The 15,525-nt window shown below is 42.5% G+C and carries 18 protein-coding genes; 1 reads left to right on the top strand and 17 read right to left on the bottom strand.

The window, feature by feature from the left end; genetic code table 11:
* Positions 1-289: 289 nt before the first annotated feature.
* From LVD17_RS18815 to LVD17_RS18885, 15 genes are all read right to left on the bottom strand, one after another.
* On the bottom strand, positions 290-976 hold the full coding sequence (locus LVD17_RS18815; RefSeq protein WP_233760554.1) for a nitroreductase family protein: 687 nt from the start codon (positions 974-976) through the stop codon (positions 290-292).
* Positions 977-1,078: 102 nt separating this feature from the next.
* Positions 1,079-1,351, bottom strand: a complete 273-nt coding sequence (locus LVD17_RS18820) for a hypothetical protein (RefSeq protein WP_233760555.1) — start codon at positions 1,349-1,351, stop codon at positions 1,079-1,081.
* 47 nt (positions 1,352-1,398) lie between these two features.
* Entirely contained in the window at positions 1,399-1,992 is a 594-nt protein-coding gene (gene hisIE, locus LVD17_RS18825; protein ID WP_233760556.1) for a bifunctional phosphoribosyl-AMP cyclohydrolase/phosphoribosyl-ATP diphosphatase HisIE, read from the bottom strand.
* Positions 1,993-2,032: 40 nt separating this feature from the next.
* Complete coding sequence (gene hisF / locus LVD17_RS18830; protein ID WP_233760557.1) at positions 2,033-2,785, bottom strand: imidazole glycerol phosphate synthase subunit HisF; 753 nt, start codon at positions 2,783-2,785, stop codon at positions 2,033-2,035.
* Position 2,786: 1 nt separating this feature from the next.
* Positions 2,787-3,500: a 1-(5-phosphoribosyl)-5-[(5-phosphoribosylamino)methylideneamino]imidazole-4-carboxamide isomerase gene (gene hisA, locus LVD17_RS18835; RefSeq protein WP_233760558.1), complete on the bottom strand. Its 714-nt coding sequence runs from the start codon at positions 3,498-3,500 to the stop codon at positions 2,787-2,789.
* On the bottom strand, positions 3,497-4,084 hold the full coding sequence (gene hisH / locus LVD17_RS18840) for an imidazole glycerol phosphate synthase subunit HisH (protein WP_233760559.1): 588 nt from the start codon (positions 4,082-4,084) through the stop codon (positions 3,497-3,499). The genes hisA and hisH overlap by 4 nt, the downstream gene beginning before the upstream one ends.
* 5 nt (positions 4,085-4,089) lie before the next feature.
* The gene (gene hisB / locus LVD17_RS18845) at positions 4,090-5,211 is read right to left on the bottom strand and encodes a bifunctional histidinol-phosphatase/imidazoleglycerol-phosphate dehydratase HisB (protein ID WP_233760560.1); all 1,122 of its coding nucleotides are present in this window, start codon (positions 5,209-5,211) and stop codon (positions 4,090-4,092) included.
* Positions 5,208-6,242, bottom strand: coding sequence for a histidinol-phosphate transaminase (gene hisC / locus LVD17_RS18850; RefSeq protein WP_233760561.1), 1,035 nt, complete (start codon positions 6,240-6,242; stop codon positions 5,208-5,210). Before hisC ends, hisB begins: the two co-directional genes overlap by 4 nt.
* The gene (gene hisD / locus LVD17_RS18855) at positions 6,239-7,528 is read right to left on the bottom strand and encodes a histidinol dehydrogenase (RefSeq protein ID WP_233760562.1); all 1,290 of its coding nucleotides are present in this window, start codon (positions 7,526-7,528) and stop codon (positions 6,239-6,241) included. The genes hisC and hisD overlap by 4 nt, the downstream gene beginning before the upstream one ends.
* Before the next feature lie 27 nt (positions 7,529-7,555).
* Complete coding sequence (gene hisG, locus LVD17_RS18860) at positions 7,556-8,416, bottom strand: ATP phosphoribosyltransferase (protein WP_233760563.1); 861 nt, start codon at positions 8,414-8,416, stop codon at positions 7,556-7,558.
* 238 nt (positions 8,417-8,654) lie between these two features.
* Positions 8,655-9,635, bottom strand: coding sequence for a M23 family metallopeptidase (locus LVD17_RS18865; protein ID WP_233760564.1), 981 nt, complete (start codon positions 9,633-9,635; stop codon positions 8,655-8,657).
* Positions 9,636-9,637: 2 nt separating this feature from the next.
* Positions 9,638-10,171, bottom strand: a complete 534-nt coding sequence (mog, locus tag LVD17_RS18870) for a molybdopterin adenylyltransferase (protein ID WP_233760565.1) — start codon at positions 10,169-10,171, stop codon at positions 9,638-9,640.
* A complete protein-coding gene (gene trhO / locus LVD17_RS18875; RefSeq protein ID WP_233760566.1) occupies positions 10,158-11,198 on the bottom strand; it encodes an oxygen-dependent tRNA uridine(34) hydroxylase TrhO in 1,041 nt (346 codons plus the stop codon). Before trhO ends, mog begins: the two co-directional genes overlap by 14 nt.
* Positions 11,199-11,275: 77 nt before the next feature.
* The gene (locus LVD17_RS18880) at positions 11,276-11,899 is read right to left on the bottom strand and encodes a hypothetical protein (RefSeq protein WP_233760567.1); all 624 of its coding nucleotides are present in this window, start codon (positions 11,897-11,899) and stop codon (positions 11,276-11,278) included.
* Positions 11,892-12,905, bottom strand: a complete 1,014-nt coding sequence (locus LVD17_RS18885; RefSeq protein ID WP_233760568.1) for an amidohydrolase family protein — start codon at positions 12,903-12,905, stop codon at positions 11,892-11,894. Before LVD17_RS18885 ends, LVD17_RS18880 begins: the two co-directional genes overlap by 8 nt.
* Positions 12,906-13,090: 185 nt before the next feature.
* Here LVD17_RS18885 and LVD17_RS18890 point away from each other — a divergent pair, with 185 nt between their 5' ends.
* Complete coding sequence (locus LVD17_RS18890) at positions 13,091-13,738, top strand: T9SS type A sorting domain-containing protein (protein WP_233760569.1); 648 nt, start codon at positions 13,091-13,093, stop codon at positions 13,736-13,738.
* Between the two features lie 2 nt (positions 13,739-13,740).
* On the opposite strand, the gene yidD is transcribed toward LVD17_RS18890, so the two are convergent.
* Positions 13,741-13,962, bottom strand: a complete 222-nt coding sequence (gene yidD / locus LVD17_RS18895) for a membrane protein insertion efficiency factor YidD (RefSeq protein WP_233767975.1) — start codon at positions 13,960-13,962, stop codon at positions 13,741-13,743.
* A 30-nt stretch (positions 13,963-13,992) separates the two neighbouring features.
* Positions 13,993-15,492, bottom strand: coding sequence for a cysteine--tRNA ligase (gene cysS, locus LVD17_RS18900; RefSeq protein ID WP_233760570.1), 1,500 nt, complete (start codon positions 15,490-15,492; stop codon positions 13,993-13,995).
* Between the last annotated feature and the right edge of the window lie 33 nt (positions 15,493-15,525).

The raw sequence follows: 15,525 nt of genomic DNA on the forward strand, positions 1-15,525 counted from the left end.
CCGAATTTTAACAATAAGCAATATGTAATCTGCTGATTATGCCATGTGAATGGAGAAATTGATTTATATAAATGCGGGGAGGAGGGAATAGTATTATCTCAATAAGTGGCACGGAACAGAGAGCTTTACTAAACTTTCGGAAGTTTAGTAAAGCCGTTGTTAAGTTCTGTCAGCAGTAGTTTTCCAAGGGCTGCCCCTTCATTGTCCCTCTCCCTGGTCTGTCCCCCGACAGACCACCACTCACCTTTGAAATCCTGAGTTGATTACAAATAAGTAGAGCGAGTATTATTTACGAATAGTAAACTGCCACCTCATCCAATGATTTTCGCCTGAGTTGTGGTACATACGTCTCTTCCATAGGATACCCTACAGGAATAAGCAGCACGGGCCTTTCATTAGCCGGTCTGTTAAGCAGTTTTGTTAAAAAATTCATCGGACTGGGGGTATGTGTTAAGGCTACAAGGCCTGCATGGTGAATGGCGGCGAGCAAAAAGCCCCCTGCTAATCCCACCGATTCATTGACATAGTAGTTGTTCTTTTTATTGCCTTCGTTATCAAGATCATAAGCTTTCTTAAATACAATGATCAGATAGGGAGCAGTCTCTAAAAAAGGCTTATGCCAGTCGGTTTGCAGTGGTTTGAGGTCTTCCAGCCATTCAGGACTCATCCTGCTGTTATAGCTTTCATGCTCCTCTTTTTCCGCAGCTTCCCGGATTTCCTTTTTAATATCGGGATTAGATACAACACAAAATGTCCACGGTTGTTTATGTGCCCCTGAAGGTGCTGTCGATGCCGTAAGTATGATGTTATCAATTACTTCACGGGGTATAGGCTTATCAGAAAAATCACGAACAGTCCGGCGTTTGTCCATCCACTGGTAAAACTGTCTGCTTCTCTCTATTACCTCTGCCTCAGAGTAGGTTTCTTTGGTGTACTCTTCAAACGGATATCCGTCGATAGTTTTGGTTTTTGACATGGGGAATCTTTATGTTTTAATGTGTGGCCAAATTGTCATTTTAATTGTAAACAGTTTGTAAGGTAGTTGACAAAATTAATTCGCAAAAAATATATTGACCTGCTACGAAACCGATAGCATTGAAAACAGGGCAATCAACAAATTGGTTATAAGGACTACTTTAAAGAAAAAAGACTCCCTGCTTTTCCAAATGGCTGAAATAATGATATAAAGCAATGAGGTAAATGTGATTACCACCAACACCCCTACGACTGCTCCTGTACCTGCGGGATGGTTTTTAGGTGGAGGAAATACCCTGGTAGCAATAGCCAAAAAAGCTGCAGAAATGATCATCAGCAATAAAGATTTGCCTACCAGGATAAGTATATTTTTCATGGATTGCGTCCTTTGTAACAGATGCTAAGATAACCGATGTCCCTGATTTATTTGTGCCGTTCTTTCAATACATCTATCACATCATTCAGCTCATATCCTTTAGCAGCGAGTAGTACAAGGTAGTGGTACATCAGGTCTGAAGCCTCATTGAGAAATAGCTCTTCATTGTTATCTGTGGCCTCAATAACCAGCTCCACGGCCTCTTCCCCAACTTTCTGGGCTACCTTGTTAATTCCTTTATTCAGCAGATCATTGGTATACGATCCAGGCTTTGGATTGGCTTTACGCTCCTGAATCGTACGCTCCAGAAAACCCAGGTCTGTTGATTTATTTTCTTTGTCCCCAAAACATGTATCTGTCCCTGTGTGGCATGCCGGACCAACGGGTATTACTTGGATAAGGAGGGTGTCCTTATCGCAGTCCAGCTCTATGTGCTTCACCATGAGGAAGTTTCCCGAAGTCTCTCCCTTTGTCCATAGTCTCTGTTTTGAGCGGCTGTAGAAGGTAACTTTTCCTTCATTCCTCGTTTTTTCAAGAGACTCTTCATTCATATAACCCAGCATGAGCACCTTTTGACTGTGGAAATCCTGTATAATGGCGGGTAGTAACCCGTTGCCTTTTTCAAAATTTGGTTGTAACATTTTATCTTCAATTTTACTGCCTGTGCGGAATGTTTTTAATTTATCTTACGGGTATGTTTTTTTGCTTCAAATAGCTTTTTAGCTCGGGTATACTAATCTCTTTGAAATGAAAAATACTTGCAGCCAAAGCGGCATCAACCTTGCCACTGCTGAATACCTCATCAAAATGCTGCATCTCACCGGCTCCTCCCGAAGCTATTATCGGAATATTGATTTGCTCCCCCAGCTTCTTTAAAGCCTCTACGGCAAACCCCTGCTTTGTCCCGTCATGATCCATGCTGGTAAACAAAATCTCACCGGCTCCTCTTTTTTCTACTTCCCGGGCCCAGCTAAAGAGCTCCAATTCTGTAGGCCTGGAGCCTCCGTGGGTGTGCACTATCCATTGGCCGTCTACCTGCCTGGCATCTATGGCCACTACAATGCACTGGCTGCCAAACTCCAGTGCAAGCTCATTGATGAGGTCAGGCCTTTTTACTGCCGAAGAGTTTACTGAAACTTTATCTGCCCCGGCGTAGAGCAGGGGAGCTACATCTTCCACCGAACTGATACCGCCGCCTACTGTAAAAGGTATGTTCAGGTGCTGGGCGATATCTCTTACCAGTTCCTTAAAGGTTTTACGGCCTTCATTTGTAGCTGTTATGTCCAGAAAAACCAACTCATCAGCTCCCTGGTCGGCATATAACGCACCAAGCTCCACCGGGTCGCCGGCATCCCTGATATTAACGAAATTAGTGCCTTTTACCGTTCGCCCGTTCTTGACATCCAGGCAGGGTATAATTCTTTTCTTTAACATATCAGATTTTGCTAAGTTCTTCCAAAGTGATTTTGCCTTCATAGATGGCCTTGCCCAGAATGGCACCATACAGCCCGGCTTTTTTTAATTCCTGCAAGTCTTGAGAGCTGCTTACCCCGCCGCTGGCAATCAGGTGAATACCGGGGAAAGTATGTAGAAGGTCTTTGTAAAGCTCGATATTAGGACCAGATAACATACCATCTGTAGCAATGTCCGTGCAGATAACATGGTTAAGCCCTTCGCTCATGTACTTGTGTATCAGGTTTTCAATATGTAGCGTGGTTTCTTCTGTCCAGCCACTTACGGCCACCATTTTTTGTTTCACATCAGCACCAAGGATCAATCGGTCAGAACCATATTGCTCAATCCATTCAGCCACTTTTGCCGGATTTTTAACGGCAATTGTGCCACAGGTGACCTTTTTTGCTCCACTTTTAAAGGCCAGCTCTATATCATCATTGGACTTAATGCCACCACCGAAATCAATTTGCAGGTTAGTTTCACTGGAAATGGCTTCGAGCATCTTCCAGTTGATGATCTTTCCGGCTTTGGCCCCGTCAAGGTCTACCAGGTGGAGGTATTCGAGACCGGCGCCTTCAAACGACTTTGCTACTTCAACGGGGTCTTCATTGTAAATTTTCTTTTTGGCATAATCCCCTTGCGATAACCTCACACACTTACCATCGAGAATGTCTATTGCGGGTATGATCTTCATAATTCAATAAAGTTTTTAATGATTTGCTGCCCTTGTCCGGCCGATTTCTCAGGGTGAAACTGGGTCGCATAAAAATTGTCTTTAGCCAGTGCCGCACTAAAATCTTCAATGTAATTGCAGGTAGCCACAGTGTCTGCTGTTACAGGTACATAAAAGCTATGGACGAAATACATGTGCTGATCCATAATTCCGCTGGCAGTCCAGCTATCCCTGACTGTGGTGATGTTGTTCCAGCCCATGTGAGGCACTTTTTCTGCGTTTACCGGGCTGAACCGCTTCACCGGAGCCTGGAAAACTCCCATACACGTGGTGTCGCCTTCTTCCGAATATTCGCACATAAGCTGCATGCCCAGGCATATTCCTAACACTGGCTGTTTTAATGTTGGGATTAAAAGGTCCAGTTTAAGTTCTTTAAGGTGCTTCATGGTTGTGCTTGCTTCGCCTACACCAGGGAAAATCACTTTGTCGGCCTTTTGAATTGCTTCAAAGTCGTTGGTCAGCAACGGGTTAATGCCCAGGCGCTTCAGAGCGTATATCACCGATTGCGTATTGCCGGCATTGTATTTAATAATTGCTACTTCCATAGGTTTCAGATTACACCTTTAGTACTGGGTAGTTGATTGTTTCCTTTCTCCTTTTTGACGGCCATTTTTATGGCTTTGGCAAAGGCTTTAAAAATGGCTTCTATCTTATGGTGCTCGTTATTCCCTTCTACCTTTACATTGAGGTTACACCTGGCAGCATCAGTAAACGATTTGAAGAAGTGATAGAACATCTCCGTGGGCATTTTGCCTACCATTTCACGTTTGAATTCAGCTTCCCACACGATCCAGTTCCTTCCGCCGAAGTCAATAGCTACCTGGGCCAGGGCATCATCCATGGGCAGGCAAAAGCCATATCTTTCAATACCTCTTTTACTGCCCAGTGCTTTGATCATGGCCTCACCAAGCGCAATGGCAGTGTCTTCAATGGTGTGGTGTTCGTCTACTTCCAAGTCTCCTTTTACAGAGACATCAAGGTCTACCTGGCCGTGTTTGGCAATCTGGTCGAGCATATGATCAAAAAAAGCGATCCCCGTATCTATATTACTCTTTCCGCTTCCGTCAAGATTCACACTGATGTCAATGTCCGTCTCCTTTGTAGTGCGTTTGACGGTAGCTCGTCTGGGCGGCTCGGATAAAAGATCATAGATGGTGTGCCAGCCTGTGGTGATCAGGTCGCAACAAGAGTCAAGTTTTTCTTTTGTTAATTGCTCCTTCAAAGATCCATCATTGATCAGGATGCCTTTGCACTTAAGGTTTCTGGCCAGCATAACATCGCTTGTCCTGTCACCGATCACGTAGGAGTTGGCAAGGTCATATGCACCTGACATGTATTTGGTAAGCAGCGCTGTACCGGGTTTTCTTGTGGGCTGATTGTCTTCAGGCCTGGTTTTGTCGATGATGATGTCTTCAAATGAGATACCCTCATTTTTTAAAGTGGTTAACATCCGGTTATGAGCAGGCCAGAAAGTTTCTTCAGGGAAACTATCCGTGCCAAGTCCATCCTGATTGGTTACCATCACCAACTCATAGTCCAGTTCCCTGCAAATCTTGCCCAGCCATGTGAATACTCCCGGGTAGTATTCAAGCTTTTCAAGGCTGTCAATTTGTTCGTCTTCAGGCTCAATGATTAAAGTGCCGTCCCTGTCTATAAAAAGTGCTTTTTTCATGCTTGATATTCTTTTAATGCTTGTACCAGATTTATATTTTCCTCCGGGGTGCCTACGGTTATCCTCAGACAATTCTCGCCATGGGCCACTTTCGACCGGTCACGTACGATAATTCCTTTTTCCATAAGGTATTTAAAAATATCCTGAGAATCATTGAACTTCACCAAAAGGAAATTACTGTCACTTGGGAAGATATGGCTTACTATGCTCAACCCGGAAAGTTTGGTGATCAGCATATCCCTCTCCCTGAGAATGTTGCTGATTGCTTCTTTCACCTTTTCCTTGTCGGCCAGTGCTGATAATGCCTCCTTTTGAGTGAGAATATTAATGTTGTACGGAGGTTTCACTTTGTTCATCAGTTTAATTATTTCCGGAGATGAAAAGGCCATACCCAAACGAAGACCTGCCAGCCCCCAGGCTTTTGAAAAAGTCTGTAGAATGATCAGGTTCTTATATTTTTCAAGCTGGAGGGTAAATGAAGCCTGCATAGAGAAGTCAATATATGCTTCGTCGATTACCACAATACCATCAAAATTTTCAATGACCTTGGCTACTTCATAGGTATTCAGCGCATTCCCGGAAGGGTTATTGGGTGAACATATAAAGATTAGCCTGGTATTGGCGTCCACCTCTTTTAGCATCTCATTAGCCATGAAACTAAAGTCTTTTGATAAAGCCACTTTTTTCACGGCAACGTTATTAATGGCTGCTGAGACTGCATACATGCCATAAGTCGGATCAGATATGGTGATATTATCTGTTCCCGGCTCACAGAATATGCGCATGACCAGATCAATAGCCTCATCACTTCCATTGCCCAGAAATATTTGATTGGGATCGACCTTCTTGAGTGAAGCAATTTGCTGTTTTAATTGTCTTTGATGAGGATCAGGATACCGGTTGAGGCCTGTTTCATAAGGGTTCTCATTAGCATCCAGAAATATTTCCCCGTTGCCTTCAAACTCATCACGAGCCGAAGAGTAGGGGGAAAGGTTAAGTATATTCGGTCTTACTTTGTCTTGTATATTCATGACTTTTTTATTTCAGACAACCTGACACTAACTGCATTTTTGTGAGCTGCCAATAGCTCTGCTCCAGCCATGGCTTCGATGGTCGGGCCTAAATCAGCTATACCTTCACGGGTGATCTCCTGAAAAGTGATCTGTTTCATAAAACTGTCAAGTGAAACGCCACTGTAGGCTTTCGCTGCCCCATTGGTTGGTAGGGTGTGGTTCGTTCCCGATGCATAATCTCCTGCAGATTCAGGACTATAGTTGCCAATAAAAACAGATCCTGCATTAATGACTTTTTCAGATAGTGTAACTGCATTTTCTGTAGCTATGATCAGATGCTCAGGAGCATACTGGTTGCTTACCTGCATGGCTTCGTTCAGATCGTTCACTAAAATAGCTTTGCTGTTGAGCAAGCTCGCCCTGGCTATTTCCTTCCTTGGTAATTTTTCAACCTGAACATCGATTTCATGGCTTATTTTATTAATTACATTCTCGTCAGGACAAATGAGTACTACCTGACTGTCTTTGCCATGCTCTGCCTGCGACAGCAGGTCGGAAGCCACAAAAACCGGATTGCATGAACTATCGGCGATCACGGCCAGTTCCGATGGACCCGCCGGCATATCTATGGCCGTACCTTCCATGCTTACAAGCTGTTTTGCGGCTGTTACATACTGATTTCCCGGGCCGAATATCTTGTCCACTTTTGCAATGCTTTCAGTGCCGTAAGCCATAGCGGCAATGGCCTGGGCTCCTCCGGTTTTAAATATTTTAGAAATACCTGTGAGCTGAGCGGTATACAGTATGGCCGGATTTACTTTTCCGTCAGCACCGGGAGGGGTGCATAGTACTACTTCTTTACAGCCTGCGATGGTAGCAGGTACTCCAAGCATGAGCACGGTTGAAAATAATGGTGCTGTGCCTCCGGGAATATAAATGCCTACTTTTTCAATAGGAACGGCCTTTCTCCAGCAAGTAACACCCTTTGAGGTCTCTATTTTCATTTCCTTCCGGGTTTGTGCTTCGTGAAATTTTTTAATGTTGTTCAATGCCGTTTGAATGGCAGATCTTAAATCTTCACTGATTTTACCTGCGGCCTGCTTTTTCTCTTCCTCAATTACAGCCAGTTGATCAAGTTTAACCTTATCAAACTGTTCGTTAAATTTCAGCAGGGCCTGGTCTCCACCCTGGCGTACGCGGGCCAGTATATTTTTAACGGTACTTTCCAGAAAATCTGCTTCAAAAACCGGCCGTTTCAGGATGTTTTCGAGTTCGGAAGCTTGTGGGTACTTTATGATATTCATGTCGTAGTTTCTTTAAATGGGTGTCTTTTAAATAATCATTTTTTCTATAGGGATCACTAGTATGCCCTGGGCGCCGAGGGCTTTGAGCTGGTCTATAATCTCCCAGAATTCATTTTCGTTGACCACTGAGTGGAGCGAAGACCAGCCCTCTTGCTGAAGTGGGGTCACTGTAGGGCTTTTCATGCCGGGGAGTACTTTTGTTATGGCATCAATCGACTCATTAGGCGTGTTAAGCAGCAGGTATTTATTGTTTTTGGCAGTGTTAACTGCTTTGATCCGGAAGATAAGCTTCTCCAGTAATACCTGCGTTTCCGCGTCCAGTTTGTTGTTGGCAATCAGGACCGCCTCAGACTTCATTACGGTTTCCACTTCTTTCAGGCCATTACTCAGTAAGGTGCTTCCGGTGCTTACAATATCACAAATAGCATCTGCCAGACCGATTCCCGGAGCTATTTCGACGGATCCGCTGATTTCATGGATTTCTGCAGTAATGTTCTTTTCGGTCAGGAATTGTTGTACAATGTTGGGGTAGGAGGTAGCGATCTTTTTGCCATTAAGGCTTGCTGTGCCTTCGTAGTCTTTTTCTCTTGGTATGGCGATAGATAAGCGGCATTTTGAAAAGTCGAGCCTTTCGATCAGGGCAATTTCCTTTTGTTTTTCAATAAATACATTTTCGCCTACAATGCCGATATCAGCAACATTATCTTCCACATACTGCGGAATATCATCATCTCTGAGAAAGAGGATTTCGGCGGGGAAGTTGTAAGTTTCTGTCTTCAGGCGGTTAGGGCCATTGCTAAACGAGAGCCCGCACTCCTTAAGTAGTCTGACAGACTGCTCCTGGAGCCTGCCGGATTTTTGTACTGCAATTCTGATTTTTTTACTCATGATTTTGAAATTTGACCAATAAAAAAAGGCTTGCCGCATGGCAAGCCTTTTTTGTTTTACTTAATATAATTTTTATATCTCTAGCTAAAACATATATCTCCCATGCATCAGATCGGTGTTGAAATGATGATGGTGATGATGGTATGCGTTAGCGAATAATGTCATTTGTTCTTTCTGTTGTTGCGAATTAAGGTAATTGTTTTTTTGTATCCAAGAGTTTTTTATAAAATCAGAAATTTTACATACCCAAAGACTGGTTCTCAATAGAGGCCAGCTCAATTACTTTTTCGTAATCATCAGGGTTCAGGTCATTGAAGAAATAATGTACCGGATTGATTTTTTTGGTTCCTTTGATCACTTCATAGTGCAGGTGAGGGGCTGTTGAAAGCCCTGTATTTCCCACATAGCCTATAATTTGTCCCCGCTTAACTTTCTGTCCTTCTTTTACTTCAAACTCATGCATATGTGCATATCTGGTTTTGAAGCCAAAACCATGGTCGATTTCGACTAACTTTCCGTATCCGCTAAACCTTACTTTTACTTTGGTAACGGTTCCATCTGCCGTGGCATAAATTGGCGTACCGATCGGAGCTGAGAAGTCTATGCCGGTATGCATTTTCTTTACTTTGTAAACAGGGTGTATGCGGTACCCAAAGCCTGAGGCCAACCTGATGAGTTCCTTATTTGAGATTGGCTGGATGGCAGGAATGGCAGCAAACATTTTAGCTTTGTTATCAGCCAGTTCTACGATATCATCATAGCTTTTTGACTGGATATACATTTTCCTCCTGAGTTTATCCACATTCTCATTCAGCGACAGGATCAATTCTTTATGATCAATGTTTTTATTGCGTATTTCACTGTAACGATCCACACCTCCAATACCTGCATCTCTGATTGAAGGGTCTATAGGCTCGGCTCCGAGAACCACGCGATAAACATCATCATCACGCTTTTCAAGGGCAGCCAATATCTGGTTGAGTTTATCTACTTCCTCATTGAGGTGTTCGTAGTAGTATTCCAATTCTGAAACTTCATTTTTCAGCATTACTTCCTTGGGAGATTCGAAATAGCTGTTGTATAACATGAGGAGTCCTGCAGCCACTGCCACAATCAAAGATGCCAAACCTAAAAAGTTAAGTATCACATCCTGTGTCTTAACCTTGACGCGTTCATATTTACAGGTTTCTGTGTCGTAATAGTACTTTATTCGTGCCATTCTTAATGTTGTTTGGGCCTGAATACCTTTACAAATTCTTCATTACATTCGATATATGGGCCCTCCAGCAAATCGATACAGTAGGGTATTGCCGGGAATACAGCGTCTAAACACTCTCGTATTGCTTTTGGTTTCCCCGGTAAGTTAACAATTAAAGTTTGATTTCTAATACCTGCGGTCTGTCTTGACAGAATCGCAGTTGGTACATATTTCAAACTTTCCTGCCTCATCAACTCTCCGAAACCCGGCATCATCTTATCGCAAACAGCTTCTGTTGCCTCAGGGGTTACATCTCTTTTTGCCGGGCCAGTACCTCCACAGGTAATGATGAGACAGCATTTTTTTTCATCTGCCATTTCTATCATTGCCTTTTCAAGCTGGTCCTGTTCATCAGGTAAAACTATATATTCTGATTCCCAGTCAGAGGTAACAAATTCCCGGAGGGTGGCCACTATGGCCTTGCCCGGGATATCTTCATAAATACCCTGACTGGCGCGGTCAGAAACGTTGATAATACCTATTCTAGCTTTTTGCATTGCTTTTAAAGAGAAGTTTTTCAGAACGACCTTTTTTAAATACTTGTCGTCCCTTGTTCAATCCTTTTCTAATTGCTTTTTGCTCTTCTTCCGGTAGGTTGATAATGTCATTGCACTCTGCAGAACAACATCCCTGGTGTTTTTCAGCACATTCTTTACACTGGATAAACAAAAGGTGACAACCGTCATTTTTGCAGTTTGTGTGGTCGTCGCACGGTTGTCCGCACTGATGGCATGTGCTTATGATTTCGTCCGAGATACGTTCGCCAAGCCTTTCGTCAAAAACGAAATTTTTGCCCTGAAACTTATTTTCAAGACCCTGGCTCTTCACTTCTCTGGCATACTCAATAATACCACCATCTAGCTGAAAAACATTTTTAAAACCTTTATGTTTATAATACGCGCTGGCTTTTTCACAACGGATACCACCGGTACAGTACATTACAATGTTTTTATCCTTCTTGTCTTCAAGCATTTTCTCTACTATGGGAAGGGATTCCCTGAAAGTATCAACATCAGGACAAATAGCGTTTTCAAAATGGCCAACCTCGCTTTCATAATGATTTCTCATATCGACAATTACCGTTTCCGGATCATTGGCCAGCTTATTAAATTCTTCCGCAGATAAGTGTATACCCCGATCTGTAACATCAAAGGTCTCGTCGTTGAGACCGTCAGCTACTATTTTATTCCTTACTTGTATTTTGAGTTGAAAAAAAGACTTGCCGTCATCGTCCACGGCTATATTTAACCTTACGCCGCTCAGCTCCGAAGAGTTGGTAATGTAAGTTTTAAAATCTTCGAATTTCTCTTCTGGCACACTAATTTGGGCATTAACACCCTCATGCGCTACATAAATTCGGCCAAAAACATCCAACTTACTTAGTTCAAGGAAAAGTTGATCCCGGTATTCCTCAGGGCAGGGAAGTTGAATATACCGGTAAAAGGATAATGTAACTCTTCTTTCGTTACTCTCTTTTAATTTTTCTTTTAGAATTCTTCTGTCTACTCTATTGTGCAATATCATTTTGCAAGAATGATTTGGTTTCAACCCGCAAATATAGCAATTCTCTGTAGACAAATGTCAATGAATAGATGACATGGTTAATTTTTGGGTTCCAATTCGCCTCTTAGAAGTTTATTGTATTCTTCACAGGTGAGATATCCGTGATCGTCGCTGTACGGGCACGATTTGTAAGAGTCTCCGAATGCACCTTTGGTGATAATAACTGCTTTACCTTTGCAAACAGGGCATACCACCTTACCGGAAGGGCCACAGTCTATGTCGTAATTTGTTGTCAGTATGTTGTGCGCTTCCTTTCTTTCTTCTTCTCGCACGGTAAGAAAAGCTTCATTGGATTTGTTCAGGTAGTCTACGCACTCTTCATAGTATTGGCCCTTGGTGCCCTTGAGCTCAATATATTTATTCAGCCAGTCGATACTTTGGCGGTATTTGCCCATGTAAAACGAGTTTTTGCCAAAGAAAAAACACAAATCGGTGGGTACAACTTTGGCTGATTTAAGCACTTCCCTGAATTTGGTGTTGGCCTGCTCATATTCTTCATTATCCATAAGCTCAATCCCCTGATCCATGAGCATCATCAGTTGGGCATGTCGAGCCTGTTCCTGATCACGAAGAAGTTGTTGTACTTTATCTTCTTCAGTAACCTGGGCTATGCCTGCCATTGAAAGCGAGCAGGCAATAAAAAGTAAAATAATTTTATACATCTATATAATCCCTCTTGTCTAACTTGAGCCATTCGAGTGTGGAATTGCAAAATATATCTTCAACGGTCTCTTTGGATAAATCCATTTCCTCAATAAACCTGCCAATTTCAAGGTCTCCCAAAGGGAATGGGTAATCTGATCCCAGAGTCACCTTTTTGGAACCTTGCATGTCCAGTACGTATTGCAGCATTTTGGGATCATGTGTGATACAATCCACCCAGAATTTGCCTAAATACTCCCGAGGGTTTACGGGGTTGTCTATGGCCACAAGGTCAGGTCTGCAGTTAAAGCCATGTTCAACACGCCCAATGGTAGCCAGAAATGATCCGCTGGCATGCACAAAGTTTACACGCAGGTCAGGTAACCTTTCAAGTACACCTGAAAAAATCATGGAACAAACGGCTCGTGAGGTTTCTGCAGGCATACCTACCAGCCACGGGAGCCAGTATTTGGTCATGTTTTTCATGCCCATCATGTTCCAGGGATGTACCATAACGGCCATGTCCAGTTTTTCACAAGCTTCAAAAATAGGGAAAAAGCGTTCTTCACTCAGATTTTCGTCATTAATGTTGCTGCCAATCTGAATTCCCGGGAAACCGAGTTTTTTACAACGCTCCAGTTCTTTTATAGCCAGAGCTGTATCTTGCATAGGAATAGTCGCCAACCCAATGTAATTTTTAGGATAATTCTGAACCAACTCTGCTATGTGATCATTCAGGAACTTTGACAGATCAAGGCAGTCTTCCGGTTTTGCCCAATAAGAGAACATAACCGGAATGGTACAAACCACCTGTACCTGAGTGTTGAATTGCTCATATTCTTTGATACGTACATCCGGGTTCCAGCAGTTTTCCTCAATTTCCCTAAAAAACTGGTTGCCCTTGATCATTTTGGCAAATCCTTTTTTATGATGCTGCAGGTATATGAAGTCCCCATAACCAAACTTTTCTGTCCAATTGGGCATATGTTCAGGAATAATATGGGTGTGCATATCTATTTTCAGCATAACAAGTAGATTAGGTTTTACCAATCTCACAAATCTATTAAAATGGAAGTTTATGGCAGCATAAGTTTAGCCATAATTTGAAACTGACAAGCATATAAGGACAATGAATATAGATGTGTGAAATTAATTTTTTATCATTAACTTGCGATTTATTACGTGAATCTTACATGATACTTTTTTAAATAATGAGTTCGTTTGTTTTTATTATCCGGAAAATTCTGATTTTTCTGATCCCGTCATTTTTTGTATTTATTTCCTTCGCGCATACTACATCCTTTCCTGAGAGAGTGAGCAATCCTTTCAGTGACCTGGTGGTTTATTTTAATGTGGCAAAAAACGGTTATACCCTTGACTTCAAATGGACTACCTCTCCGGATGCTGATATACGTGATTTTACAATCGAAACCTGCCAGTCTGATGACTCATGGACTACGCTGGATCATATAAAGGCCAGTGATGCTCGTGAATATTGCATGAAAAGCCTTGCGCCAAAATGGAGTACGGCGTACTACAGGCTAAAGATCATTGATGCCAAAGGAGGCTATTCGTACACCAAACCGGTGAAAATAAGTATGTATTACCGTAATCTGGACGATATTATGGTCTACCCCAACCCGTTATCTTCCAATGTTAATACAAAGCTGAAATTTAACCGAATAATGCTTTCAGGGACTAAAATATCTGTTTTCTCCACCAATGGGGTACAGTTGTCGGATCAGGTTTTACAAAAAGATACTGAGATCATAGAACTACCTCCTCTGGAGGCCGGCAATTATTTTATAGAAATTGTGGATACAGCGGAAGTTTTAAGATTAAAGATAGCAGTTAAATAAGACTAGTTGTCCTTTTTGGGAACAGGATCATAGCCACTGGTACCCCAGGGATGACATCGGGATATTCTCTTTAGCCCAAGCCATGTCCCTTTCAATGGGCCCCATACCTCAATGGCCTCTATCATATAGCTGGAGCATGTTGGTGTATGCCTGCAATTGGAGCCTAACAATGGACTTATTGCCAGTTGATAGAACCGTACAGGGAGAATTAATATTAGTTTTATAAGCTTCAAACAGCAGGAGTAAAGTCATTTTTACATCAAAGAGTACTCAGTACCTTCTTTGCTATCTTTGAGAATAACACCAAGATTTTTCAAATCGTCCCTTATTTTATCAGATAGCTGGTAATTTTTAGCTTCTTTGGCATTTTGGCGAAGGTTTATTAATACGTCGATTACGCCATTTAGCAGATCGTTGCTGCTTTCTTTTTCTTCTTTGATTCCCAGTACATCTGAGATAAAGCCTTGATAATGAACAATAAGTTCATCAAACGTTTGCTTTGAAAGCTGGCCGACTTTCAGGTTGCCTGACTTGAAGTTATTCATCATGGTAGTGATCTCAAAAAGCACGGCGAGCGTTTTTGCAGTGTTAAAATCGTCACCCATATTTTTGAATAAGTCACTGATCAGCTCTTTGGTTCGGTTTTCCAGTTCGTTCTCAATCTGGCCATTGCCGTAAGCCAGGTTAGTGGAGATCTTATAACCTTCCATTAGCCTTTTATAGCCTTTTTCTGCTGCCTGTAGCGCTTCATTGGAAAAATCCAGTGTACTGGAGTAGTGCGACTGTAGCATGAAAAAACGAACTACCATCGGGCTATAACCTTTATCTAGTAATTCATGGTCACCGGTAAAAAGCTGGTGCGGCAGGAATGAATTTCCCAGTGATTTGCTCATCTTCTGACCATTAACGGTAAGCATATTGGAGTGCAGCCAGTATTTGACCGGGTCCTTACCCGTTGATCCGATAGACTGGGCAATTTCACATTCATGATGAGGGAAAATAAGGTCCATTCCTCCGCCGTGAATATCAAATGACTCACCTAAATATTTGGTGCTCATAACGGTACATTCCAGGTGCCAGCCGGGGAATCCTTCTCCCCATGGAGAGTTCCACCTCATGATATGGGTAGGGGAGGCCTTTTTCCAGACAGCAAAGTCAATTTTATTTCTCTTTTCATCCTGACTATCAAGAGTACGACCACTTTCCATCAGCTCCTCTATCTTGCGGCCCGAGAGTTTGCCATAGTTATTGGCTTTATCGTATTTGGATACATCAAAATAAACTGATCCGTTCACTTCATAGGCGTAGCCGTTATCTATCAGAGCCTGTACCATTTCTATTTGTTCCATGATATGGCCGGTGGCACTGGGTTCAATACTTACAGGTAGAAAATTGAATTGATCAAGCACCTGGTGGAAACCATTGGTATATTGTTGTACAATTTCCATAGGCTCAAGCTGTTGCAGGCGGGCTTTCTTGGCAATTTTATCTTCTCCTTCGTCGGCATCATTTTCAAGGTGTCCAACGTCGGTGATGTTACGCACATACCTTACTTTGTAACCAACATACATGAGGTACCTGTAGATGACATCAAAACACATGAAAGTCCTTACGTTACCAAGGTGGACATCACTGTAAACTGTAGGGCCGCATACATACATACCTACGTGGTCAGGATGAATGGGCTCAAACACTTCTTTTTTACCTGATAAGGTATTGTACAAGGTAATCGGATACTTTTCTTTTAATGTCATTCAATTAAAATTTGATGCCAGTCGTGGCAAAAT

The organism is Fulvivirga ulvae (assembly GCF_021389975.1).
Lineage (GTDB): Bacteria > Bacteroidota > Bacteroidia > Cytophagales > Cyclobacteriaceae > Fulvivirga > Fulvivirga ulvae.